The organism is Streptomyces sp. NPDC107765, assembly GCF_055657085.1.
The window spans coordinates 211,386-234,557 of record NZ_JBVKBL010000002.1 but is presented as its reverse complement, the minus strand read 5'-3'; the positions used below and the strand labels follow the sequence as shown (position 1 = coordinate 234,557).

Genomic DNA, 23,172 nt, shown 5'->3' with positions numbered 1-23,172 from the left:
CGGTCGTATGAGCACAACCCCGGACAGCGCCGTCCGCGCGTACCTCGACAGCCACCGCGACGCCTTCCTCGACGACCTCGCCGAGTGGCTGCGCATCCCGTCCGTGTCCGCCGACCCGGACCGCGCCCCCGACGTACGCCGCAGCGCCGAATGGCTCGCCGCCAAGCTCACCGCCACCGGCTTCCCGACCGCCGAGATCTGGGAGACCGAGGGCGACGGCCTGCCCGCCGTCTTCGCCGAATGGCCCGCCGGCGACCCGTCCGCACCCACCGTGCTCGTCTACGGCCACCACGACGTACAGCCCGCCGCCCGCGAGGACGGCTGGCACACCGACCCCTTCGCGCCGCAGGTCATCGACGGCAAGCTCTACGCCCGCGGCGCCGCCGACGACAAGGGCCAGGTGTTCTTCCACACCCTCGGTGTCCGCGCCCACCTCGCCGCCACCGGCCGCACCGCGCCCGCCGTCAACCTCAAGCTGCTGATCGAGGGCGAGGAGGAGTCCGGCTCCCCGAACTTCCCCGCCCTGATCGGCAAGCACGCCGACCGCCTCGCCTGCGACGCGGTGATCGTCTCCGACACCGGCATGTGGTCCAGGGACACCCCCACCGTCTGCACCGGCATGCGCGGACTGACGGACTGCCAGATCGTGCTGTACGGCCCCGACCAGGACATCCACTCCGGCTCCTTCGGCGGCGCGGTGCCCAACCCCGCCACCGAGGCCGCCCGGCTGGCCGCCGCCCTCCACGACGCCGACCGCCGGGTCGCCGTCCCCGGCTTCTACGACGGCGTGATCGAACTCACCGACCGCGAACGGGAACTCTTCGCCGAGCTGCCCTTCGACGAGGAGGAGTGGCTGCGCACCGCCCACTCCCACGCCACCCTCGGCGAGGCCGGCACCACCACCCTGGAACGCCTCTGGGCCCGCCCCACCGCCGAGGTCAACGGCATCGGCGGCGGCTACCAGGGCCCCGGCGGCAAGACCATCGTCCCGTCCACCGCCCAGCTGAAGCTCTCCTTCCGGCTGGTCGCCGGCCAGGACCCGGCCACCGTCCAGCAGGCCGTACGCGACTGGGTCGCCGCACAGCTCCCGCCCGGCATCCGGCACGAGATCACCTTCTGGGGCGCCACCCGCCCCTGCCTCACCCCGCTCGACCACCCCGCGCTCCAGTCCGTCGTCCGCGCCATGGGACGCGCCTTCGGCCGGAAGATCCGCTTCACCCGCGAGGGCGGCTCCGGCCCGGCCGCCGACCTCCAGGACGTCCTCGGCGCCCCCGTCCTCTTCCTCGGCATCTCCGTCCCCTCCGACGGCTGGCACGCGCCGAACGAAAAGGTCGAACTCGACCTGCTGATGAAGGGCGTCGAAACCGCCGCCCACCTGTGGGGCGACCTGGCGGAGACCTGGCAGCGGACCTGACCGCCCCGCGCCCCGCCGCACCGTTCCGCGCCCGTACGCAGCAATCACCCACGCCACAGGGGGAGTTGGAAACAGCAGTGACCACCTGGACCGAGCACACCGCCGACCGGCCGATCACGTTCAGCGCGCCGAGCGGTATCGACCGCTCCGCCCACCACCGTCTCGACGAGGCATGGCTGGCGGCGGCCTGGAGCCACCCGACGACGCGCGTCTTCGTGGTGTCCGGCGGCCAGGCACTGATCGACGACACCCCCGACGGCCGCACCGAACTGATCATGACGCCGTCCTTCGAGGCGCCGCTGACCGAGGCCCACCGCTACTACCTCGGCACCGACGAGGAGGGCGTCAGCTACTTCGCCCTCCAGAAGGACAGCCTCCCCGGCCGCATCGACCAGTCCGCGCGCCCGGCTGGCCTGCGTGAGGCGGGCCTCCTGCTGTCCCCCCGCGACGCCGGCCTGCTCGTCCACGCCGTCGCCCTGGAGAACTGGCAGCGGCTGCACCGCTTCTGCTCCCGCTGCGGCGAACGCACCGTGATCGCCGCCGCCGGCCACATCCGCCGCTGCCCCGCCTGCGGCGCCGAGCACTACCCCCGTACCGACCCGGCCGTGATCATGCTCGTCACCGACGAGGAGGACCGCGCCCTGCTCGGCCGCCAGGTCCACTGGCCCGAGGGCCGCTTCTCCACCCTCGCCGGCTTCGTCGAGCCGGGCGAGTCCATCGAGCAGTCGGTGGCCCGTGAGGTCTACGAGGAGGCCGGCGTCGTCGTCGGGGACGTGGAGTACGTGGCCAGCCAGCCCTGGCCCTTCCCGTCCAGCCTGATGCTGGGCTTCATGGCCCGCGCCACCTCCGCCGAGATCCAGGTGGACGGCGAGGAGATCGAAGAGGCCCGCTGGTTCTCCCGGGAAGACCTCCGCGCCGCCTTCGAATCCGGCGAGGTCCTGCCGCCCTACGGCATCTCCATCGCCGCCCGCCTGATCGAGCTCTGGTACGGCAAGCCGCTGCCGAAGCCGTGACGGGGCGAGGCGGGCCCGGTGGGCCGGCCTCATGCGCACAGAGGGCCGCCGGCCGGTTCCGTCGTTGCTCGACGGAACCGGCCGACGGCCCTCAGCTGCGCGTGCATGTGCCCGTCGGTCCCTCACCGGGACCGGAGGCGGCGGGCCTCAGGCGGCCCGCCCGGGCGGCCGTCAGGCCACGCCCACCTTCTGCTTGACCTGCGCCAGGGACGGGTTCGTCAGCGTCGTGCCGTCGGCGAAGAGGACGGTCGGCACGGTCTGGTTGCCGCCGTTGGCCTTCTCCACGAACGCCGCGGAGTCCGGGTCCTGCTCGATGTTGATCTCGGTGTACGCGATTCCCTCACGGTCCATCTGGCTCTTCAGCCGACGGCAGTAACCGCACCAGGTGGTGCTGTACATCGTCACAGTGCCCGCCATGCGCCCCGCGCTCCTTCGTCAGTCGTTCTTCGTCGGTCGTCTGTCTCGTACCGCCCACTCGGGCGCGGTTCGTACCGCCCACTTGGCGCGGCCATGGGACACAACGCTTGGGAGGGGCGGGCAATTCCCGGGGGTTTCCTCGGGGCGGGGGGCCGCCCCCCGGCCCCCCGCCCCCACCCCACCCCCTCACCCACCCCGCACCAGCCGCCCCCTGACGTCACCGCTCCCAGTCACCCCAGCCCAGCCCCAGCCCGCGCCCGGGACCCAGCCCGCGCCCGAGCCCCAGCCCGCGCCCACGAACCCCAGCCCAGCCTCCCCAGCCTCCCCGCTCCTGCCCCGTTCGGCCGTTGGATCAAGCAAAGCACTCATCGTCGGTATGCGTCGGCGGCTGTCCACAGGGGCGGTGATGCGTACGACAGGGAGAGGGAGGCTGTGGACAGGCTTCCCAGGTGTCTCGGTGGACCTGGCAGCATGGCGGGGTGACAGCAGCAACGGACTCCTCTCTCTTCCCGCCGGCCCCGGACTCGGCCGACGGGGTGCTGGACGGGCTCGACCCGGAGCAGCGGGAGGTCGCGACGGCGCTGCACGGTCCGGTGTGCGTGCTGGCCGGTGCCGGTACGGGCAAGACGAGGGCGATCACCCATCGGATCGCGTACGGGGTGCGGGCCGGGATCCTGCAGCCCGCGAGTGTGCTCGCCGTCACGTTCACCGCGCGCGCGGCCGGCGAGATGCGCGGGAGGCTGCGCCAGCTCGGGGCGGGCGGGGTCCAGGCCCGGACGTTCCACTCCGCGGCGCTGCGGCAGCTGCAGTTCTTCTGGCCGAAGGCGGTGGGTGGCGAGCTTCCGCGGCTGCTGGAGCGGAAGGCGCAGCTCGTGGCCGAGGCGGGTGCGCGTTGCCGGATCCGGCTGGACCGCAATGAGCTGCGCGACGTCACGGCCGAGATCGAGTGGTCCAAGGTCACCCAGACCGTGCCGGCCGACTATCCGGCCGCGGTCGCCAAGGCGGGCCGGGAGGCGCCGCGCGACCCGGCCGAGACGGGGCAGATCTACGCCACTTACGAGCAGCTCAAGCGTGACCGGGGCGCCATCGACTTCGAGGATGTGCTGTTGCTCACGGTCGGGGTGCTGCAGGACCGGCACGACATCGCCGAGCAGGTCCGTGCCCAGTACCAGCACTTCGTCGTCGACGAGTACCAGGACGTCAGCCCGCTCCAGCAGCGGCTGCTGGAGCTGTGGCTGGGGGACCGCGACAATCTGTGCGTGGTCGGTGACGCCAGCCAGACGATCTACAGCTTCACCGGCGCCATCCCCGACCACCTCCTGAACTTCCGCACCCGCCATCCACACGCCACCGTCGTCCGGCTGGTCCGCGACTACCGCTCCACCCCGCAGGTCGTGCATCTCGCGAACGGTCTGCTCTCGCAGGCCAAGGGACGTGCGGCCGAGCACCGCCTGGAGCTGGTCTCGCAGCGCGAGCCCGGTCCGGAGCCGGTGTACACGGAGTACGCCGACGAGCCCGCGGAGGCGGAGGGCACCGCCCGCCGGGTCCGGGACCTGATCGCGTCGGGGGTGCCGGCCAGTGAGATCGCGGTGCTGTTCCGGGTCAACGCCCAGTCGGAGGTCTACGAGCAGGCGCTGGCCGATGTCGGCGTGCCGTACCAGCTGCGGGGTGCCGAGCGGTTCTTCCAGCGTCCGGAGGTGCGCGAGGCCGGCATCAAGCTGCGCGGCGCCGCCCGTTTCGGGGCGAACGACGCGCTGCTCGACGATGCGCTGGATCTGCCCTCGGAGGTGCGGGCGGTGCTCAGCGACATGGGCTGGAGGAGCGAGCCGCCGGCCGGTTCGGGTGCGGTGCGGGACCGCTGGGAGTCGCTGGCGGCCCTGGTGCGGCTCGCCGAGGAGTTCGCCGGGGCCCGGGCCGGGGCCTCGCTGGCGGACTTCGTCGCCGAGCTGGACGAGCGGGCCAACGCGCAGCACGCGCCGACGGTCGAGGGGGTGACGCTGGCCTCCCTGCACGCCGCGAAGGGCCTGGAGTGGGACGCCGTGTTCCTGGTGGGGCTGACCGAGGGCATGATGCCGATCACCTACGCCCGGACGGACGAGCAGATAGAGGAGGAGCGCCGGCTGCTCTATGTGGGCGTCACCCGTGCGCGGCGCCATCTGGTGCTGTCGTGGTCGCTGGCGAGATCGCCGGGGGGCCGGGCTTCCCGGAGCGCCAGCCGCTTCCTGACCGGGCTGCGGCCCGGTTCCGGGGCGGTGGCGGGGCGTCGTGCGCAGGGCGCGGTCCTGCGGGGCGTGGAGCGCGGCGGGGCGGCGGCTGCGGTGCCGCGGCGTCCGCGGGAGCGCCGTCCGGCCCGTTGCCGGGTGTGCAACCGGACGTTGACGGACGCGGGTGAGATGAAGCTGATGCGGTGTGAGGACTGCCCGTCGGAGCTCGACGAGGCGCTGTACGAGCGGCTGCACGCGTGGCGGGCGGAGGAGGCCGCCCGGTCCCGGCAGCCGGCGTACTGCATCTTCACGGACAAGACGCTGATGGCCATCGCCGAGGCGGTGCCGGGAAGCGAATCGGAGCTCGCGGTCATCTCCGGTGTGGGGCGGCGCAAGTTCGACCGCTACGGCAGCGACGTGCTGGCGATCTGTGCCGGCGGGGAGCTCTCGGGAGCCTCGGGCGAGGCGTCCGAAGGCGCCGCGGAAAACTCGTCGGAAAAATAGTTTGCGCGCGCGGAGCGCATCCCCATAGCCTTCGTGAGCAACGGAGACAACGGAACTTTCCGAGATCCGATGGATCCGTGCTGTACTTGAATGCCTGGAACGGGTTTTTCCGTTCCACCGAGACGCCGAGAGGAGGCGAGCCCAGTGATCAGCTTCATCGAGACGAACAAAATGACCGATCGCTCGGTCGTCGCCACCTGCCCGCTCGGCTCCTCGCTCCCTGGCACCGGTCTGTCCGGCTTCGGCCGCCTGTCCGGTACCGAGGTCGCGCGCCCCGAGTCCCTCGCTGTGCTGACGCGCAGTGAGCGCACCGCGCGACCGACCGAGGCACCTGCGGCAGTAGCAGTCGTGGCCAAGGCGAATGCCTTTGCCTTCGCGGCGGCGGCCAACGGTGCCGAATCCCGGGAGCAGTACCAGACGCAGCATGAGATGTGGGCCTACCGCGGCCTCGAACCCTGGAGAGATCCAGCCTGATCGGCAGATCAGGTCGGCACCTTCCAGGGCCGCGGAACCCACACCGGGATCCGCGGCCCTTTTGTTTGCCCCACGCGCCCGCCACCAGCGGGCCACACAGACGAGGAACACACACCGTGCAACTGCAGACGCACACCCCGTCCGTAGCAACCGACCTGATCCCTCCGCCCGACCCCCAGGAGAACTCCTTGCTGCCCCTCACCGAGCTCGACGACGAGATCGACCGCCTCGGCGCCGCTGTTCCGTGCCGCACCTACGACCCGGAGGTCTTCTTCGCGGAGTCCCCGGCCGACGTCGAGTACGCCAAGACGCTGTGCCAGTCCTGTCCGGTGCGTGAGGCCTGCCTCGCCGGCGCCAAGGACCGCCGTGAGCCCTGGGGTGTCTGGGGTGGCGAGCTCTTCGTCCAGGGCGTCGTGGTGCCGCGGAAGCGTCCGCGTGGCCGTCCGCGCAAGAACCCGGTTGCGGCATGAACACCATCAGCGCAGGAACGATCGACCGTCCCGTCACACGGGATCCCAAGAAGCAGGACCAGACGATGAATCCGACCTTCACCGACACCCCCGTCCCCGCGAACGCCGATGCGATCGAGTCGCGTCAGAACAGGAACCTCGCCATGCAACTCATCCCAGAAGCCCTGGCACGTGCGCATATGCATGAACGCCTGCGGGAGGCCGAGTCCGAACGCAGGGGGCACCGGCTCGCCGCCGCGCGGCGGATGCAGCGGCGTGCCGAGCGCGCGTCGCTCCGTGCCCGCCGTGCGCTGGCCATGGCCGTGATGCAGTAAGGCGGTGGGCAGGTCCGCGCGTCCGGCAGGGGGCGCTGACACCACCTTCCACGGGGTCCGTCCGACAGGACGGGCCCCGTGGTGCGTTGCGCGCCGGTTCATGTGGTTGACGGGGATATCGTCGGATGGTGAACCAGAAGACGCATCACGAGGCGGAGTTGGCCGACGGGACGACGCTGTGTGCCGGCTGCGGCGCCGTCGCCGAGGGCACACCGCCGACCTGGACCTGTTCCGTCGAGAACGGTGAGCGCCGTTACTTCTGCGACCGCTGTGCCCGGGAGAACATCCGGGCCATCGAGGGACGCCTGGACTCCAGCTGGTGGTGAGGTACGGCCGGCGGGAGCTCAGGCGGTGGTTTCTCGGGCGGCCTCCTCGTCGATGTCCGTACCGGGGCCGGCGGGGTCCTCGTCCGGGTCGGGGTCGCTGCCGGTGAGGTCGCTGCCGGCCGGCTCGTGTTCGGGGACGAAGCCGGGCATCCATGCCTCCAGTTCGTCCCGCAGCCGTACGGTCGCGCCGAGCTGGCACAGCACGCCGATGGTGCTCAGGGTCACCCGGTGGATCAGCAGGTACGCGGGCGGCAGGTTGAGCTGCTTGCCCAACTGGTGGGCGGGGGAGCGCGGATCGCCGACCCGGGCGGCCTGCCGGCGCATCCAGCCGCGGGTGAAGGTGAACGCGTCGACCTGCGCGGGCTCGATGATCGGCAGCAGATACTCCAGCACCGCGTCGGGGTCCAGCTCGATGGACTCCTTGACGAAGCCCTCCTCGCACAGCAGCTGGTAGACCGCGTCCGCCTCGCCGTCCAGGGTCATCCGCAGCGAGGCGCCGATCGTGGCCGGCAGTCCGTCGGGCAGCCGGTCGACGGTGCCGAAGTCCAGCACGCCCAGCCGCCATTCCTCGGCCGGCCCGTCGGGGGAGTCGCCGGCCAGCAGCCGGAAGTTGCCCGGGTGCGGGTCGGCGTGCAGCAGCCCGGTGCGGGCCGGGCCGGAGAACAGGAACCGGGCCAGCAGCTGGCCGGCGCGGTCCCGCTGCTCGTCCGTGCCGTCCGCGATCACCTCGGACAGCGGCACGCCGTCCATCCACTCCGTCACCAGCACCTGGTCGCGCTGGTGCACCACGGCCGGCACGACGACGTCCGGGTCGTCGGCGAACTCCTCGGCATGGGCCCGCTGGGCCTCCGCCTCCAGGGAGTAGTCCAGCTCCTCCGAGACCCGGTCGCGCAACTCGCTGATCAGCGGTTTGATGTCCATACCGGGCACGAGCGGGCCCAGCAGCCGGGCGAACCGGCTCAGCTGCGCCAGGTCCGACAGCAGCGCCTTGCCGGCGCCGGGGTACTGCACCTTGACGGCCACCTCGCGGCCGTCGTGCCAGACGGCGCGGTGCACCTGGCCGATGGAGGCCGCCGCGGCAGGCTTGTCCTCGAACTCCTCGAAGAGCTCCCGCCAGTCCTCGCCGAGCCGCTCCGCCAGGACCGCGTGGACCGTGCTCGTCGGCATCGGCGGCGCCGCTTCCTGAAGCTTCGTCAGGGCGGCGCGGTACGGGCCGGCGATCTCCTCGGGGAGGGCCGATTCGAACACGGACAGTGCCTGCCCGAACTTCATCGCCCCGCCCTTCAGCTCACCGAGGACCTTGAAGAGCTGTTCCGCGGTGCGCTGTTGGAGCTCCCGGCCGACGATCTCGGCGGATCTGCCGCCGATCCGTTTGCCCAGGCCCCAGGTGGCGCGGCCGGCGAACCCCAGTGGCAGCGCGGCCAGCTTGGCGGTGCGGGTGACCGCCTTGCGGGGAAGATCAGACATGCGCCCCTCCAACTCACACTGTCCCCCAACCGGGGTTACCCCGTCATTGTGGCGTGTCATGGCCGAGGATCCGAGGCGCCTGCCGCACACAGCGAAGCGGCAGCCCCGCAGCCGCACTCCGGATGCGGCTCGATCCGCACCGTGCGCACGCCCGCACACGGCAGCGCCAGCTCCATCCGCGCCCCCGTGCACGGCGGCAGGTCCCCGTCGAGGAACGCCAGCGCCTGGACGGCGGCGAGCCCGGCGACCGTGGTGGCCAACGCGGTGTCGCAGGCCGGTACCGCCGGGGCGGCGCGGCCCGAGCGCCACTGGGCGAGCAGCCGCGGCCAGGCCGGTTCCGCGTCCGTGCGGCGCAGTTCGTCGCAGCGGGCGCAGGCCGAACCGCCGGGCAGCACCAGCGGTCCCACCACACCCGTGCCCTCGATCACGCCCGCGTAAAGGTGCGGGATGCCGGCGCTCAGCAGCGGCTCGGACAGTACGGGGTCGGGGGCGTAGGCGCCGAGGCCGTCGCGGGGGGTGAGCACCACCAGGGACAGGCCGGGTTCGCCGGACTCGCTGACCGGCACGCCCGTCGGCCGCTGCCGGCGGCTCCACGGGGAGGCGTGGTGGACCAGCCGCTCCACGGCCTCCTTGCGCGGTTCGCCGATCCGCTCGGCGGGCAGGCCGCCGGGCGTCACGTCCCACGGCGCGACCTTGCCGCCGTCGAACACCTCGACCCACCCGATGCCGGCGGCCGCGAGCTGCGCGGCCACCGCCGCGCCCACCTTCCCCAGTCCCTTGACCCGCGCCCGGACCGCCCGCCGCGCCGCCATCCGCCCCAGGGCGCCGGCCGGCTCCGGGTGCTGCACCGACAGGGAGGCCAGGTCGGCCCGCAGCCGCTCGTGGGCGGGCCGGTCGGTGCGTACGGCGTCGGCCGCCGGGCCGCCCGCGGTGGGCGCCTCCAGCAGTCCGGCTGCGCCGAGGCGCCCGACCACACCCCGCGCGTGCTCCGGCGGGAGGTCCAGTAACGCGGCCTCGTCGATGAGTTGCTGCATGGTGCGGGTGCCGTCGATCAGGGTGAGGAAACTGCCGGTGGCCGTGTCGAGCGGCCCCAGCACCATCGCATGGGCCGGCGCCACGCCGAACCGCACCGTTTCCCGGTCCCGCCAGCCGCGCCGCAGCGCGGGCTTGAGCATCGGATGCATGTCATCCGCCCCCGTCCTTCGTCGTCCGGCCTTCAGCATGGGCCCTGTCGCGGATCGGGCCCGAAGTTATCCACAGGCCGGGGAAGGATTTGTCATACAAGCAGTGCCCGCCATGGAGTGGTTCGCCGGCGAACCGACCGCGGGTCGGGACTTCCCGCCGGGCCAGCGGGTAACGTCGGGCGCGTGCCCGCCGACCCTTCCGCCCACGGCTCCGGGGAGACGCCCCTGCGCCGCGCCGCTGACGCCTCGCGCGGGGCTTCCCCGACCCCCAAGGCCCGCAGCTCGGGCACCAGCGCCGTCGAGGTGCGCCGCAGCTCGCGGCGGCGCCGGACGGTCTCCGCGTACCGCGAGGGGGACCGCACGGTCGTGCTGATCCCGGCCCGGATGTCCGAGGCCGAGGAGCAGCGCTGGGTGACGGTGATGCTGGACAAGCTCGCCGCCCAGGAGAGCAAGCGGATGCTCGGCGACCGCGAGCTGGCCGAGCGCGCCGGGCGGCTGTCGGAGCAGTTCCTCGGCGGCCGGGCCCGGCCGGCGTCGGTGCGCTGGGTGACCAACCAGAACACCCGCTGGGGGTCGTGCACCCCGGCGGAGGGCAGCATCCGCCTGTCGCACCGCCTCCAGGGCATGCCGGAGTACGTCATCGACTACGTCCTGCTGCACGAGCTCGCGCATCTGCTCGTCCCGGGCCACGGTCCGGAGTTCTGGCGGCTGCTCACGTCCTATCCGCGTACGGAACGGGCCCGCGGCTACCTCGAAGGGGTGGTCGCGGCCGACCGGCTGCCGCATCTGCCCGCCGCCCGCCGGGAATAGCGCTCCGGCGGGCGATATCCGCGCGCGCCCCGGCATCGCCCGCTGTCACCGCCAGCGGTTAGCCTTGGCCGCCCAGGGACTCACTGCGGGAGCGGGGGACGGGCGTTACGTATGGCCAGGGAATTCCAGCGGGGCCACAAGGCCAGGATCGGTGATCTCACGGCGGGGACGGACCTGTACGTCGGCGTGCAGATCGGCGGACCGGGCCTGACCTTCGACATCAGCTGTTTCGGCCTGGACGCCGACGAACGGCTCTCCGACGACCGGTATTTCGTCTTCTTCAACCAGCCGAAGTCGCCCGAGGAGGCCATCCAGCTGCTCGGCGCGCAGGCCGGCGACAACGAGTCGTTCCGGGTCACCCTCGACAAGATCCCGCCGCACATCCGGAAGTTGTCGTTCACCGCCGCGCTCGACGGCCCGGGCCAGGTCTCCCACATCGGCCCCGGCTACCTCCGGATCGTGGCCGGCGGCGAGGAGGTCGCCCGCTACTCCTTCACGGGCAGCGAGTTCAGCACCGAACGCGCCGTCATGCTCGGCGACTTCTACCTCAAGGACGTGTGGCGGTTCGCCGCGGTCGGCCAGGGCTTCGACGGCGGTCTGGAGGCGCTGCTGAAGAACTTCGGCGGCGAGGTCGCCGAAGAGGCGGAGGAACAGCAGGCCGCGGCGCCCGCGTCGGCACAGGAGGCGCCCGGCTTCGCCCCGCCGCCCGGGCCGGCCGCCCCGGCGCCGTCCTTCGGCGCACCGGCCGCGGCCCCCGTGCCCGGACAACCCGCCCCGTCCTTCGGCCCGCCCCAGGGCGCAGCCCCCGCCGCGCCCCCGGCTGCCCCGCAGCCGGCACCCGCGCCGCAGGCCCCGCAGGTCCACAACGCGCCCACCATCGCCGCGCCGCTCGCCCCGCCCGCCGGCCCCGGAGTGCCGCCGCCCGGTATGCCCGCGCCGCCGCCCCCCGCCCCCTACGGCCAGCCGGCGCCCGGCCAGAATCCGTACGGTCCGCCGCAGCCGCCGCCCGCCGGATTCCCCGGCCATCCGGCCCCGCCGGCACCCCCGTACGGCGGCCAGGACCAGTTCCCCGGGCAGCCCGCCCCCTACGGTCAGCCGGGCGCGCAGCCCCCGGGCGCCCCGTACGGCGGCGGGCAGGCACCCGTCCCCCAGGGTGGCGGGCCCGGCCTCGGCGTCGTCCTGGAGAAGTACAAGGAAGCCCCCACCGGGCAGCGCTGGACGCCGCAGAACGGCAAGCTGATCCGCGCCGACCTCGGCGTCGACGGCCAGCCGGTGCTCGCCCGCCAGGGCAGCATGGTGCTCTACCAGGGCAAGGTCGACTTCAGCTACAAGGGCGCCGGCTTCCGCGGCCGGATCGTCGGCAACGCCACCGGCCAGGAGATGCAGCTGATGCGCTGCACCGGCCAGGGCCAGGTGTTCTTCGCGGAGAACAGCGCCCATGTCCACCCCATCGAGCTGCAGGGCGAGGCGATCTGCGTGTCCGCCGAGTCCGTCCTCGCCTTCGACGAGTCGCTGCAGTACGAGGTCCGCCGGATCGAGGGCCACGGCATCCCCGGCGGCGCCCTGTTCACCATGCAGTTCCAGGGCACCGGCACCCTCGTCGTCACCACCCACGGCACCCCCGTCGTGCTGCCGGTCACCCCGACCACCTTCGCCGACGCCAACGCCGTCGTGGCCTGGTCCGCCGGCTCGCAGGTGATCATCTCCAGCCAGGTGAGCCTGCGCCGGCACGCCTATCCGGGCCACTCCGGCGAGACCGTGAACCTCCAGTTCCGCGGTGCGCCCGGCAATTTCATCGTCGTCCAGCCCTACGAGGTCTGAGGGAGCCCGCGCGTCATGAACCAGCAGCAGCTGTCGGGCTACGTCCCGACCCCGCCCGCCGCCCGGATGGAGAACCACGGCAGCTCCATGGTGAAGATCGCCATGCAGAGCGGCCAGGACGTCTTCGCCCGCACCGGCTCGATGATCGCCTACGAGGGCTTCGTCCAGTACGAGCCCAACCCGCCCGCCGTCCGCCAGATGGCCTCCCAGTGGCTCACCGGCGAGGGCGCGCCCCTGATGAAGTGCTCCGGCGACGGTCTGCTCTACCTCGCCGACTACGGCGCCGACGTGGTCTGCATCAACCTCAACGGCGACTCGCTCTCCGTCAACGGGACCAACCTCCTCGCCTTCGACGCCCACCTCCAGTGGGGCGTGCAGCGCGTCAAGGGCATGGCGAAGTTCGCCGGCCAGGGCCTGTTCAACGTCGGGATCTCCGGCACCGGCTGGGTCGCGCTGACCTCCCGGGGCACGCCCGTCGTCGTCGACTGCGGCCGCGGCGAGGACGAGACCTACGTCGACCCGGACGCCCTGGTCGCCTGGTCGACCCATCTGAAGATGAAGGGCAAGCGCAGCTTCAAGGCGTCCTCGATGATCGGCCGCGGCAGTGGCGAGGCGTACCAACTCGGCTTCTCCGGCCAGGGGTTCGTCGTCGTCCAGCCCAGCGAGGACAGCACCGACCGGCTCCGGGCCCGGGGCTGAGGGGGAGGACCGAACACGTCATGCAGAGTCCGCTTTTCGCCTTCACCGAGGCCCAGACCCAGGACCGCTACGCCCTGCAGAACAGCCAGCTGCTGCGGGTCGCCCTGACGGGCCACGACGACGTCCTCGCCCGCAAGGGCAGCATGGTCGCCTATCAGGGGCTGCTGGAATTCGACGGCAACTACACCACGCCCGGCCAGCAGCGGGCCCGCGCCCACTCCGGCGAGGGCCTCGACCTGATGCGGGTCTCCGGTCAGGGCACCGTCTATCTGGCCAACCTCGCCCAGTACGTGCACGTCGTCGACGTCGACCACGACGGCCTGACCGTCGACAGCTCCTACGTCCTGGCGCTGGATTCCGGCCTCCACTGGGAGGTCGTCTCGGTCGACAGCCAGTACGGCATCTCCGGCACCGGCAAGTACCAGCTCAACATCACCGGGCACGGCAAGGTCGCCCTGATGACCTCCGGCCAGCCGCTGATGCTGCAGGTCACGCCCGACAAGTACGTCAACGCCGACGCCGACGCGGTGGTCGCCTGGTCGGCGTCGCTGCGCGTCCAGATGCAGGCGCAGACGCACTCCTCGGGCGTCTGGCGGCGGCGCAGCAGCACCGGCGAGGGCTGGGAGCTGAGCTTCCTCGGGCAGGGGTACGCGCTGGTCCAGCCCAGCGAACTGCTGCCGCCGCAGAACGCCGATATCGGCGCGGGTCTGGCCGCCCAGTTCGGGATGGGCCAGCAGGGCGCCCGCGGCGCCAACCAGGGCAACATCTTCACCAACTGAGGCCCGGATTCACCAACTGACGCCCGGGGAGCGTCGGTCCGGCGCCCGCCCTCACGGGGCGGGCGCCGGCCTTAGCGGTCCTTGACGGCCCGTCAGAGCAGTGCGCGGGCGCGCTCCACCAGGCGCACCACCGAGGTGTCGGCGACGGCGGGCACCTCGTCGTAGCCGAACCACCGCAGGTCCAGCGACTCGTCGCTGATCGCCGCCACCGCGCCCTCGGGCGCCAGCGCCGCGTACTGGACGTCCAGATGCACCGCGCAGGGCGTCCGATGGCGGTCCAGCCGCACCGGGCCGCCGGGCAGCAGCGTCAGCCCGCGCGTGATCCCGGACTCCTCCCGGGCCTCACGCAGCGCCGCGTCCGCCAGCGAGGCGTCCTCCGGCTCGCAGTGGCCGCCCATCTGCAGCCACATCTCCAGCTTGCGGTGGAGCGTGAGCAGCACCCGGCCGCCCGCCGGGTCGATCACCAGCGCACTCGCAGTGAGGTGCCCGTCCTTGCAGGGCTTCCACATGCCGTCCTGGTGGGCGGCGAGATGGTCGAGGTAGGCCAGCCGCAGCTGCTCCTGGTCGGGCGAGGGCGCGGGCCACTCCTTGAGCACCCGCGCCGCATCGGCGTGCAGACTCACCGGTCGCTGTCACCCTTGCCCTCGCCGGGGGCGGCGTCCGGGCCGTCGCCCTCCTCGGGGGTGGGCCCCGGTCCGGTCTTCCCGCCACCGCCGGCGGCCTCGCCGAGCATCTTGTCGAGCTCGGAGAAGTCCATCTGCTCGTGGTGGACGAACCCGTCCGGGTCGTCGAGGTCGGCCGCCGTCGGCAGCATGTCCGGGTGCTCCCACAGGCCGTCCCGGCCGTCCAGGCCCCGGGCGTCGGTGAGCGACGCCCACAGCCGCGAGGCGTCCCGCAGCCGGCGCGGACGCAGCTGGAGACCGATCAGCGTGGAGAACGTCTGCTCGGCGGGGCCACCGCTGGCCCGGCGCCGCCGCAGGGTCTCGCGGAGCTTGTCCGCGGACGGCAGATGCGGCTTGGCGGCGGCGTGCACCACCGCGTCCACCCAGCCCTCGACGAGCGCCAGCGCGGTCTCCAGACGGGCCAGCGCGGCCTTCTGCTCCGGGGTGTCCTCGGGCTGGAACATGCCCTGCTGCAGGGCGTTCTGCAGCTCCTCGGGGTGCTGCGGATCGATCTGCCCGACCACGTCCTCCAGCTTGGTCGTGTCGACCTTGATGCCGCGCGCATAGCCCTCGACGGCGCCGAAGAGATGCGAGCGCAGCCACGGCACATGGGCGAAGAGCCGCTGGTGGGCGGCCTCCCGCAGGGCCAGGTAGAGCCGCACCTCCTCCTCGGGCACGCCGAGGCCCTCACCGAAGGAGGCGGCGTTCTTCGGCAGCAGCGCCGCCTTGCCGGCCGGGCCCAGCGGCAGGCCGATGTCCGTGGAACCCACGACCTCGCTCGCCAGGACGCCCAGCGCCTGCCCGATCTGGGTGCCGAACATCGCGCCGCCCATGGAGCGCATCATCCCGAGCAGCGGGCCCGCCATGGCCTGCATCTCGCCGGGCAGCACCTCGCCCATCGCCGACCCGACGCGCTCGGCGAGCGGATTGACCAGGTCCTTCCACACCGGCAGGGTCTCCTCGACCCACTCGGCGCGGCTCCAGGCCACCACCGAAGCGGAGCCCGACGGCAGGGACGTCACTCCGTCCAGCCACAGGTCCGCCAGCCGCACGGCTTCCTCGACGGCACTCCGCTCGCCCGGCGAGACGCTCGCGTCCTTGCTGCCGTCCTCGGCGCCCTGTGCGACGGTCTGCCGCGCGATGTCCTTGGCCATGTCCCAGTTCACCGGGCCGCCCTCGTAGGAGAGCATCTGACCCAGCCGCTGGAAGGCGGCGCCCAGGTCGCCGGGGTTCATCTCGCCGCCGGGGCCACCCATGCCGCCGAAGAGCGCCGCGAACGGGTTGTCCGCGCCGCCGCTCCCGCCGCCGAACCCGAACGGGTTCGCGGGGTCCTGGCTACCTCCCTGGCCGCCCTTCTGCTTGCCGTTGTCGCCGTCCTCCGGCTCCTCCGGCGGAAGGCCGAATCCGAATGGGGTGTCACTCACGGGTTTCCTCGGCTCGTAGGGCCGCCGGCCAGGTGGCCGACGGCGGCTGCCCGACATCACCTCCAGCGTAGACACCCGGACCGCTTCGGGGCTCGGTGCTTCGCTGTCCCGGTGGCTGGGGCAGGATGGACGCCACCTGGTGCGACCGCGTCAGCACGCGCCCGCACTGAAGACAACCGCTGGAGACGCCCGGTGAGTTCCCCAGATCCGACCGTTCGCGCAGCGCGAAACGCTGCCGCCCCGACCGAGAAGACGGACGACGCCCCCGGCGGCGCCGCGGACCGACCGCTGCGCCGGCCCGTCGTCGCCGTCACCGGAGCCGCGTCCGGGGTCGGCGCCCTGCTCACCCGCGCCCTCGTCGCGTCCGACGAGGTCAAGGAGGTGGTGGCGATCGACGAACGGCGCGGCGACGTCGCCGAGGCGCAGTGGCACGTCCTGGACGTGCGCGACCCGGCCATCGCCGACAAACTGCGCGGCGTGGACGTCGTCGTCCACCTCGCGCTCGACCTCGACCTGGAGACCGACGCCACCGCCCGCACCGCCTACAACGTGCGCGGCACCCAGACCGTGCTCACCGCCGCCGCGGCCGCCGGCATCCACCGGGTGGTGCTGTGCACCTCCGCCATGGTCTACGGGGCGCTGCCCGACAACGACGTGCCGCTGGCCGAGGACGCCGAACTGCGGGCCACGGCGGACGCCACCGGCGTCGGCGACCTCCTGGAGATCGAGCACCTGGCCCGCCGCGCCCCCCGCGCCCACCCCGGCCTGAACGTCACCGTGCTGCGCCCCGCCGTCCTGGTCGGCGGCACCGACACCGCGCTGACCCGGTACTTCGAATCGCCCCGCCTCCTGGTCGTCGCCGGATCGCGGCCCGCCTGGCAGTTCTGCCACGTCGAGGACCTGGTCAGCGCGCTGGAGTACGCCGCGCTGGAGAAGGTCGACGGCGAGCTGGCGGTGGGCTGCGACGGCTGGCTGGAACAGGAGGAGGTCGAGGAGCTCTCCGGTATCCGGCGCATGGAGCTGCCCTCCTCCGTGGCGCTGGGCGCCGCGGCCCGGTTGCACCGGATCGGGCTGACGCCGTCGCCCGCCGGGGACCTCGCGTACACCATGCACCCCTGGGTGGTCAGCGGCAGCCGGCTGCACGAGGCGGGCTGGCGGCCGCAGTGGACGAACGAGCAGGTGCTCGCCGAGCTCCTCGAGGAGGTCGCGGGACGGCACACCGTCGCCGGCCGCCGGCTGGGCCGCAAGGACGCCACCGCCGCGGGGGCGGCCGGCGCCACCGTCGCCCTGCTCGGCACCGCCGCACTGGTACGGCGCGCCCGCAAGGCCCGCCGCCGTATCTGACACACCCGGACCGGCCGCGCACTGGAGGAGTCTCCATACCGGTGCCGGGACGACCGGCGGATCCGGCCATTTCCCGGCGCTCCCCGGGTACGGCACGATGGGGGTATGTCTGGCACGCCCTCTCCCTCGACGCCCGGCCGCGACCACCCCGGTGAGCGCGCCGCGGCGGACCCGATCCGGCTCCTGGCGATCCGCGACACCCCGCTGTCCGTGGACGAGGTGTTCGCCGCCGTGGGCGACGCGGCGGCCGGCGGGACCGCCCTGTTCGTCGGCACGGTCCGCTCGCACGACAACGGCGCCGACGTCGACGCCCTGGGCTACTCCGCGCACCCGACCGCCGAGGCGGAGATGCGCCGGATCGCCGAGAAGGTGATCGCCGACCACCCCGTGCGGGCGCTGGCCGCGGTCCACCGGGTGGGCGATCTGCGGATCGGGGACCTGGCGGTGGTCGTCGCGGTGTCCTGCCCGCACCGGGGCGAGGCGTTCGACGCCTGCCGCAAGCTGATCGACGACCTCAAGCACGAAGTTCCCATCTGGAAACACCAGACCTTTGTGGATGGAACCGAAGAATGGGTAGGCGCCTCTTAGAGCGCGTGAGGTAGCGGTCGTCCCGGGGAGCCCGAGGCCCGGTCGTCCTCGAACACGGGGACGAAGCGGCGCCGTGGGTTCCGGTTGCGTAACCCGCCCCCTCGCGTGAGCGTTGACCTGGCAGATGGTTAATCTGCTTATTCGTCGATTGCGGTCGTGCAAGGGGTAGGGAGGTAGCTGATGGGTGCGCTCCTCTGGTTGCTGATTCCGGTGGGTGCCGGGCTGGTCGCCGCGGTGTGGAGCACCTGGGCCCTGCGGAACCGCAAGACCGGGGACGTCGCGGAACTCGCCGGCTACGCCCGGTTCCGCGACGCGATGGAGAAGCAGCATTCCGTTCCGGACCCCGCCCCGGCCGCCTCGGACTCGGCCTGAGCCCCCTCACCCGTACGCAGTAGCAAGCACCGCCGCGCCTGTCGGCCCCGCGTACGCACGCGCGTTCGGCCTCGTACGGACGGCCCCGCGGGCCGGTTGTCATACTCGTCCCGTACTGTCGTTCCATGCCACGCCGCACCGCGACGCTGCTCGCCTCGACCCTGATGCTGATCGCGCTGCTCTGCGCGGGGGTGCTGATCCCCGTGCCGTACTCCGAGATGTCGCCCGGCCCGACGGTCAACACGCTCGGTGAGCACAACGGTGAGCCGGTGCTGCAGATCTCCGGACGGAAGACGTACCCGACGACCGGTCACCTCAACATGACCACGGTCCGCGTCACCGGCCCCGACTACCGGATGAACCTCCTGGAGGCGGTCTACGGCTGGCTCGACCACGACAACGCCGTGGTCCCGCACAAGACGCTCTACCCCGAGGGACAGACGGCCGAGCAGGCCGACCAGGAGAACGCCGAGGAGTTCACCCAGTCCCAGGAGAGCGCCAAGACCGCCGCGCTGGCCCAACTGCACGTCCAGGTCGCCACCCAGACCGTGGTCGCCTCCGTCGTCAAGGACAAGCCGGCCGACGGACGGCTGCACGCCGGCGACGTGATCAAGGCCGTGGACGGCACCGAGGTCAAGCAGACCGGCGACGTCGCCAAGCTCGTCACCAAGCACAAGCCGGGCGAGAAGGTCGTCTTCACGATCATCCCCGCCAAGGACGCGGCGGCGGCGGAGAAGCAGGGCAAGAAGCCGGCGGGGGGCGCCCGGCAGATCACCCTCGCGACGCAGAAGGCGGACGACGGCCGGGCGATCGTGGGCATCCAGGCCGGCGTCGACCACATCTTCCCGTTCCCCATCGACGTCAAGCTGGCCGACGTCGGCGGGCCGAGCGCCGGGCTGATGTTCGCGCTGGGCATCGTCGACAAGCTCACCCCCGGCAACATGACCGGCGGCCGGTTCGTGGCCGGCACGGGAACGATCGACGACCACGGCAAGGTCGGCCCGATCGGCGGCATTTCGATGAAGACGGTCGGCGCCCGCGACAAGGGCGCGGAGTTCTTCCTGACGCCCAAGGACAACTGCGCCACCGCCGCCAAGGACATCCCGGCCGGCCTGCGCCTGGTCAAGGTCGGCACGATAGGCGACGCCGTCAAGGCACTGCAGAAGATCAGCAAGGGCGACACCGCCGGCCTGCCGAGCTGCAGCCCGGCAGGCCGGTCCTAGGGCGTCCGGCCCCGGGGCCGCCCGCCGGGGCCGCCCGCCGGGTCAGCCCTCGAAGGTCGCGGCGAGCGCGTCGGCCAGGCCGGGCACCAGCGCCGAGCCGGTGAGCACCTCGGACGCGGAGTCCTTCGCGCGCAGCCGCAGCGCCGACTCGCGCCGGCCGTCGCGCAGCACGGCCACCGTCATCCGGACCTCCTCCCGGTCCGGATGCCGGGCGACCCACTTGGCGAGCTGCGCCTCGTCCATGCCCTCGGGCTCGGCGTCCTCGGCGGACGGCGGCAGCATCAGCCGTTCCACGGTCAGCGCGCAGCCGGTGACGGCGTCCGGCCAGGCGATGGTGGCGAGGAACTCGTCCAGCGGCACGTCCGCGGGGATCTCGTCCTGCTCCACGGGGGTCAGGGAAGCGGTGGTGGTGTCGTCGATGCCGAGCTGCTCGGCGAGCGAGGGCTCCTGTGCGCGCAGCTTGGCGGTGTCGACGAGGGCGAACAGTCGGGCGGGCTGGTCCCAGCCGAGCCCGGCGCTGTACTCGTCGATCTCGAGTACCGCGCGGGTCAGCGGGTCGGCGGCGAGGGGGGTGCCGCCGACGGGAGAGCCGGGAAAGTCAGTCATGCTCAACATCGTGCCTTGTCCACCCCCGAAATCGGGAACCGGGTAAAGCCTTCGTAAGTTGCATCACTGGGTCCTACTATCGCCGGGCCTGCTCCACACGACAGCGAAACTTCGAGGTGCGCACCTTGGCTTTCCAGATGCCGGACCGCGGCGGAGGCCCGTCCGGGCCACGGATCAGAGTCGGCCGACCGTCGCGGCGGATCCGGACCCTGCTCATGACCTTGGGCGTGCTGGCCGTGCTGGCCATGCTCTTCGTGATGTTCGCGGGGTTCTGGACCGACTGGCTCTGGTACCGCTCGGTCCGTTACTCCTCGGTCTTCACCACGACCCTGTGGACCAAGATCGGTCTGTTCTTCGCCTTCGGCGTCGTGATGGCGGTGGCCGTCGGCGTCAACATCTGGCTGGCGCACCGGCTGCGCCCGCCGCTCAGCGCGATGTCCATGGAGCAGCAGAGCCTGGACCGCTACCGCATGGGGGTCGCGCCCTTCAAGAAGTGGGCGCTGATCGCGATCGCGGCCGTGGTCGGCCTGATCGCCGGCGCGTCCGCGTCCGGTGAGTGGCAGACGTGGCTCCAGTGGGTCAACGGCGTGCCGTTCGGCAAGAAGGACCCGCAGTTCGGCATGGACGTCGCGTTCTACGCGTTCGATCTGCCCTGGTACCGCTTCCTGTTGAGCTTCGGCTTCGCCGCCGCGGTGCTGTCCCTGGTCGCCGCGGCGCTGACGCACTACCTCTACGGCGGGCTGCGGCTGACCAGCCCCGGCTCGCGCGCGACCGCCGCCGCCACCGGCCATCTGTCGGTGCTGCTGGGCATCTTCGTGTCGCTCAAGGCGATCGCGTACTGGCTCGACCGGTACGGCCTGGCGGTGAAGTCCAGCGGCCTGAAGTCGGCCGACAACTGGACGGGTCTGCGGTACGTGGACGCCAACGCCTATCTGCCGGCGAAGACCATCCTGTTCTTCATCGCGGCGATCTGCGCGGTGCTGTTCTTCGCGACCCTGTGGCGGCGTACGTGGCAGTTGCCGGTGATCGGCTTCGGCCTGATGGTGCTCTCCGCGATCCTGATCGGCGGGCTGTATCCGGCGATCGTGCAGAAGTTCCAGGTCCAGCCCAACGAGCAGGCCAAGGAAGCGCCGTACATCAAGCAGAACATCAGGGCGACCCGGGACGCGTACGACATCCAGGGCTCGGAGGTCACGCCGTACAAGGGCAATGACAAGCCCACCGGCAAGGACGACAGCCAGCGGCTGCGCGACGACGCCGACGCCACGGCCAGCATGCGGCTGCTCGACCCGAACGTGGTCTCGCCGGCCTTCCAGCAACAGCAGCAGGTCAAGGGGTACTACCAGTTCCCCTCCACGCTCGACGTCGACCGCTACAAGGACCAGGACGGCGCCGAGCAGGACACCGTCATCGGTCTGCGCGAGCTGAACATCGCCGGCATCCCCGAGCGCAACTGGATCAACGACCACTTCAAGTACACCCACGGCCACGGCGTGGTCGCCGCCAAGGGGACCGAGACCGGTGAGGGCGGCGGCCCCAGGTACACCGAGTCCGGCCTGCCCGCCAAGGGGCAGCTGAGCAGCACGAAGCCGTACCAGCAGCGGGTGTACTACGGCGAGAAGACCACGCAGTACTCCATCGTCGGCGGTCCGCAGCAGGAGCTGGACTACTCCCACGACGGCACCGAGAAGAGCTACAGCTACCGGGGCAACAGCGGCGTCAGCCTCGCCAACCCGATCAACCGCGCGGCCTACGCCGTGGCCTTCGGGGAGCCGCAGATCCTCTACTCCGGCGCGATCGGCGACCACTCGCGGATCCTGTACAACCGCACGCCGAAGGAGCGCGTCGAGTCCGTCGCCCCGTGGCTGACCATCGACGGCGACGCCTATCCGGCGGTCATCGACGGCCGGATCAAGTGGATCGTGGACGCGTACACCACCAGCAACGGCTATCCGTACGCCTCGCGCACCACGCTCGGGGACACCACGGCCGATTCGCTCACCGACGGCCAGCGGGCGGTGGTGGCCCAGCAGAACCAGGTCAACTACATCCGCAACTCCGTCAAGGCGACGGTGGACGCCTACGACGGCTCGGTCAAGCTCTACCAGTGGGACGAGAAGGACCCGGTCCTCAAGACATGGATGAAGGCCTTCCCCAACACGGTCGAGAAGAAGAGCGCGATCAGCCCGTCGCTGAAGGAGCACCTGCGCTACCCGCAGGACCTGTTCAAGGTGCAGCGCCAGCTGCTGACCACGTACCACGTCACGGACCCGAACACCTTCTACACCGGGTCCGAGCGCTGGCAGATCCCCAGCGACCCGACCACCAAGTCGGGCAACGCGGTACCGCCGTACTACCTGAGCATGAAGATGCCGGACCAGAAGGACCGGGCCTTCTCGCTGACGACCACCTTCACGCCCAACAAGCGGGAGAACCTCGGCGCGTTCATGGCGGTCGACGCCGATGCGACCAGCGGTGACTACGGCAGGATCAGACTGCTGAAGCTGCCGTCGGAGACACCGGTGCCCGGCCCGCAGCTGGTGCAGTCGAAGTTCAACTCCGATCCGGTCATCGCCAACGAGCTCAACATCCTCAAGAAGTTCGGCGACTCGGAGATCGAGTACGGCAATCTGCTGACCGTGCCCCTGGACGGCGGACTGCTCTACGTCGAACCGGTGTACCTGCGCGGCGCCAACACCAACTACCCGTTGCTGAAGAAGGTGTTGGTGAGCTACGGCGACAGCAAGCCGGTCCTGGAGGACTCCCTGAAGGACGCGCTGGACGTGGTCTTCGGCAAGAAGGCGGCCAGCTCCGGAACGGAGAACCCGCCGGGCGGTGAAAAGGGCAAGCAGCCGCCGTCCGACCAGACCGTGCAGCAGGCGCTGTCCGACGCCGAGAAGGCGTACGAGGAGGGCGAGAAGGCCCTCGGACAGCGCGACCTGGCCGGGTACGACGAGGCGAAGAAGAAGCTCAAGGCGGCACTGGACCGGGCCGCCAAGGCCGCCCAGAAGGCCGGCAAGCCGGGCAGCTGACCTCCCGGCGGTGCAGGGGCCCCGC

22 protein-coding genes are annotated in these 23,172 nt (G+C 71.9%); 16 read left to right on the top strand and 6 right to left on the bottom strand.

Annotated elements, in window-relative coordinates:
- The first annotated feature begins 7 nt into the window (after window positions 1–7).
- On the top strand, window positions 8–1,414 hold the full coding sequence (locus tag ACZ7MX_RS05520) for a dipeptidase (protein ID WP_472129607.1): 1,407 nt from the start codon (window positions 8–10) through the stop codon (window positions 1,412–1,414).
- A 77-nt stretch (window positions 1,415–1,491) separates the two neighbouring features.
- Window positions 1,492–2,427, top strand: coding sequence for an NAD(+) diphosphatase (nudC, locus tag ACZ7MX_RS05515; protein ID WP_472129605.1), 936 nt, complete (start codon window positions 1,492–1,494; stop codon window positions 2,425–2,427).
- Between the two features lie 171 nt (window positions 2,428–2,598).
- Here the strand turns inward: nudC and ACZ7MX_RS05510 are convergent, their stop codons facing one another.
- Window positions 2,599–2,844, bottom strand: coding sequence for a mycoredoxin (locus ACZ7MX_RS05510; RefSeq protein ID WP_472129603.1), 246 nt, complete (start codon window positions 2,842–2,844; stop codon window positions 2,599–2,601).
- A gap of 479 nt (window positions 2,845–3,323) precedes the next feature.
- Here ACZ7MX_RS05510 and ACZ7MX_RS05505 point away from each other — a divergent pair, with 479 nt between their 5' ends.
- The 5 genes from ACZ7MX_RS05505 (at window position 3,324) to ACZ7MX_RS05485 (ending at window position 7,136) form a co-directional block, all read left to right on the top strand.
- Complete coding sequence (locus ACZ7MX_RS05505) at window positions 3,324–5,552, top strand: ATP-dependent DNA helicase UvrD2 (RefSeq protein WP_472129601.1); 2,229 nt, start codon at window positions 3,324–3,326, stop codon at window positions 5,550–5,552.
- A gap of 144 nt (window positions 5,553–5,696) precedes the next feature.
- Window positions 5,697–6,026 (top strand): hypothetical protein, encoded by a 330-nt coding sequence (locus ACZ7MX_RS05500; protein ID WP_472129599.1) that lies wholly within the window; start codon window positions 5,697–5,699, stop codon window positions 6,024–6,026.
- Window positions 6,027–6,142: 116 nt separating this feature from the next.
- Window positions 6,143–6,496 carry a WhiB family transcriptional regulator gene (locus tag ACZ7MX_RS05495; RefSeq protein WP_030413462.1) on the top strand — a complete coding sequence of 118 codons (354 nt, stop codon included), beginning with the start codon at window positions 6,143–6,145 and terminating at the stop codon, window positions 6,494–6,496.
- Window positions 6,493–6,810: a hypothetical protein gene (locus ACZ7MX_RS05490; RefSeq protein WP_472129597.1), complete on the top strand. Its 318-nt coding sequence runs from the start codon at window positions 6,493–6,495 to the stop codon at window positions 6,808–6,810. The genes ACZ7MX_RS05495 and ACZ7MX_RS05490 overlap by 4 nt, the downstream gene beginning before the upstream one ends.
- Window positions 6,811–6,935: 125 nt before the next feature.
- Window positions 6,936–7,136, top strand: a complete 201-nt coding sequence (locus ACZ7MX_RS05485) for a hypothetical protein (RefSeq protein WP_472129595.1) — start codon at window positions 6,936–6,938, stop codon at window positions 7,134–7,136.
- An 18-nt stretch (window positions 7,137–7,154) separates the two neighbouring features.
- Here ACZ7MX_RS05485 and ACZ7MX_RS05480 read toward each other — a convergent pair whose 3' ends face one another.
- Both ACZ7MX_RS05480 and ACZ7MX_RS05475 read right to left on the bottom strand, forming a co-directional pair.
- On the bottom strand, window positions 7,155–8,603 hold the full coding sequence (locus ACZ7MX_RS05480) for an ABC1 kinase family protein (protein WP_472129593.1): 1,449 nt from the start codon (window positions 8,601–8,603) through the stop codon (window positions 7,155–7,157).
- A 56-nt stretch (window positions 8,604–8,659) separates the two neighbouring features.
- Complete coding sequence (locus ACZ7MX_RS05475; RefSeq protein ID WP_472130565.1) at window positions 8,660–9,778, bottom strand: ThiF family adenylyltransferase; 1,119 nt, start codon at window positions 9,776–9,778, stop codon at window positions 8,660–8,662.
- Window positions 9,779–9,970: 192 nt separating this feature from the next.
- On the opposite strand from ACZ7MX_RS05475, the gene ACZ7MX_RS05470 reads away from it, so the two are divergent.
- The 4 genes from ACZ7MX_RS05470 to ACZ7MX_RS05455 all read left to right on the top strand — a co-directional run bounded on the left by ACZ7MX_RS05470 (window position 9,971) and on the right by ACZ7MX_RS05455 (window position 13,896).
- Window positions 9,971–10,597, top strand: a complete 627-nt coding sequence (locus ACZ7MX_RS05470; RefSeq protein ID WP_472129591.1) for a M48 metallopeptidase family protein — start codon at window positions 9,971–9,973, stop codon at window positions 10,595–10,597.
- A gap of 111 nt (window positions 10,598–10,708) precedes the next feature.
- On the top strand, window positions 10,709–12,418 hold the full coding sequence (locus tag ACZ7MX_RS05465) for a TerD family protein (RefSeq protein WP_472129590.1): 1,710 nt from the start codon (window positions 10,709–10,711) through the stop codon (window positions 12,416–12,418).
- A gap of 15 nt (window positions 12,419–12,433) precedes the next feature.
- Window positions 12,434–13,117, top strand: a complete 684-nt coding sequence (locus tag ACZ7MX_RS05460) for an AIM24 family protein (protein ID WP_030806226.1) — start codon at window positions 12,434–12,436, stop codon at window positions 13,115–13,117.
- A 20-nt stretch (window positions 13,118–13,137) separates the two neighbouring features.
- Window positions 13,138–13,896, top strand: a complete 759-nt coding sequence (locus tag ACZ7MX_RS05455) for an AIM24 family protein (RefSeq protein ID WP_472129589.1) — start codon at window positions 13,138–13,140, stop codon at window positions 13,894–13,896.
- A 92-nt stretch (window positions 13,897–13,988) separates the two neighbouring features.
- Here the strand turns inward: ACZ7MX_RS05455 and ACZ7MX_RS05450 are convergent, their stop codons facing one another.
- Both ACZ7MX_RS05450 and ACZ7MX_RS05445 read right to left on the bottom strand, forming a co-directional pair.
- Window positions 13,989–14,519 (bottom strand): NUDIX hydrolase, encoded by a 531-nt coding sequence (locus ACZ7MX_RS05450; protein ID WP_472129587.1) that lies wholly within the window; start codon window positions 14,517–14,519, stop codon window positions 13,989–13,991.
- A complete protein-coding gene (locus ACZ7MX_RS05445; RefSeq protein ID WP_472129585.1) occupies window positions 14,516–15,982 on the bottom strand; it encodes a zinc-dependent metalloprotease in 1,467 nt (488 codons plus the stop codon). Before ACZ7MX_RS05445 ends, ACZ7MX_RS05450 begins: the two co-directional genes overlap by 4 nt.
- A 192-nt stretch (window positions 15,983–16,174) precedes the next feature.
- Here ACZ7MX_RS05445 and ACZ7MX_RS05440 point away from each other — a divergent pair, with 192 nt between their 5' ends.
- From ACZ7MX_RS05440 to ACZ7MX_RS05425, 4 genes are all read left to right on the top strand, one after another.
- Window positions 16,175–17,326, top strand: coding sequence for an SDR family oxidoreductase (locus ACZ7MX_RS05440; RefSeq protein ID WP_472129583.1), 1,152 nt, complete (start codon window positions 16,175–16,177; stop codon window positions 17,324–17,326).
- A gap of 105 nt (window positions 17,327–17,431) precedes the next feature.
- Window positions 17,432–17,914 (top strand): molybdenum cofactor biosynthesis protein MoaE, encoded by a 483-nt coding sequence (locus tag ACZ7MX_RS05435; protein WP_362141026.1) that lies wholly within the window; start codon window positions 17,432–17,434, stop codon window positions 17,912–17,914.
- A gap of 180 nt (window positions 17,915–18,094) precedes the next feature.
- Window positions 18,095–18,286 (top strand): hypothetical protein, encoded by a 192-nt coding sequence (locus tag ACZ7MX_RS05430; protein ID WP_472129581.1) that lies wholly within the window; start codon window positions 18,095–18,097, stop codon window positions 18,284–18,286.
- A gap of 125 nt (window positions 18,287–18,411) precedes the next feature.
- A complete protein-coding gene (locus ACZ7MX_RS05425) occupies window positions 18,412–19,509 on the top strand; it encodes a YlbL family protein (RefSeq protein WP_472129579.1) in 1,098 nt (365 codons plus the stop codon).
- A 42-nt stretch (window positions 19,510–19,551) separates the two neighbouring features.
- Here the strand turns inward: ACZ7MX_RS05425 and ACZ7MX_RS05420 are convergent, their stop codons facing one another.
- Window positions 19,552–20,124, bottom strand: coding sequence for a PPA1309 family protein (locus ACZ7MX_RS05420; protein WP_472129577.1), 573 nt, complete (start codon window positions 20,122–20,124; stop codon window positions 19,552–19,554).
- Window positions 20,125–20,252: 128 nt separating this feature from the next.
- Here ACZ7MX_RS05420 and ACZ7MX_RS05415 point away from each other — a divergent pair, with 128 nt between their 5' ends.
- On the top strand, window positions 20,253–23,147 hold the full coding sequence (locus tag ACZ7MX_RS05415; RefSeq protein WP_472130563.1) for a UPF0182 family membrane protein: 2,895 nt from the start codon (window positions 20,253–20,255) through the stop codon (window positions 23,145–23,147).
- Window positions 23,148–23,172: the final 25 nt, after the last annotated feature.

Excerpts from the sequence above, each read along its gene's own strand:
- ACZ7MX_RS05520 (WP_472129607.1), top strand. The coding sequence starts at position 8 with ATGAGCACAACCCCGGACAGCGCCGTCCGCGCGTACCTCGACAGCCAC.
- ACZ7MX_RS05510 (WP_472129603.1), bottom strand. The coding sequence starts at position 2,844 with ATGGCGGGCACTGTGACGATGTACAGCACCACCTGGTGCGGTTACTGC.
- ACZ7MX_RS05490 (WP_472129597.1), top strand. The coding sequence starts at position 6,493 with ATGAACACCATCAGCGCAGGAACGATCGACCGTCCCGTCACACGGGAT.
- ACZ7MX_RS05485 (WP_472129595.1), top strand. The coding sequence starts at position 6,936 with ATGGTGAACCAGAAGACGCATCACGAGGCGGAGTTGGCCGACGGGACG.
- ACZ7MX_RS05480 (WP_472129593.1), bottom strand. The coding sequence starts at position 8,603 with ATGTCTGATCTTCCCCGCAAGGCGGTCACCCGCACCGCCAAGCTGGCC.
- ACZ7MX_RS05475 (WP_472130565.1), bottom strand. The coding sequence starts at position 9,778 with ATGCTCAAGCCCGCGCTGCGGCGCGGCTGGCGGGACCGGGAAACGGTG.
- ACZ7MX_RS05465 (WP_472129590.1), top strand. The coding sequence starts at position 10,709 with ATGGCCAGGGAATTCCAGCGGGGCCACAAGGCCAGGATCGGTGATCTC.
- ACZ7MX_RS05460 (WP_030806226.1), top strand. The coding sequence starts at position 12,434 with ATGAACCAGCAGCAGCTGTCGGGCTACGTCCCGACCCCGCCCGCCGCC.
- ACZ7MX_RS05455 (WP_472129589.1), top strand. The coding sequence starts at position 13,138 with ATGCAGAGTCCGCTTTTCGCCTTCACCGAGGCCCAGACCCAGGACCGC.
- ACZ7MX_RS05435 (WP_362141026.1), top strand. The coding sequence starts at position 17,432 with ATGTCTGGCACGCCCTCTCCCTCGACGCCCGGCCGCGACCACCCCGGT.
- ACZ7MX_RS05430 (WP_472129581.1), top strand. The coding sequence starts at position 18,095 with ATGGGTGCGCTCCTCTGGTTGCTGATTCCGGTGGGTGCCGGGCTGGTC.
- ACZ7MX_RS05425 (WP_472129579.1), top strand. The coding sequence starts at position 18,412 with ATGCCACGCCGCACCGCGACGCTGCTCGCCTCGACCCTGATGCTGATC.
- ACZ7MX_RS05420 (WP_472129577.1), bottom strand. The coding sequence starts at position 20,124 with ATGTTGAGCATGACTGACTTTCCCGGCTCTCCCGTCGGCGGCACCCCC.
- ACZ7MX_RS05415 (WP_472130563.1), top strand. The coding sequence starts at position 20,253 with ATGCCGGACCGCGGCGGAGGCCCGTCCGGGCCACGGATCAGAGTCGGC.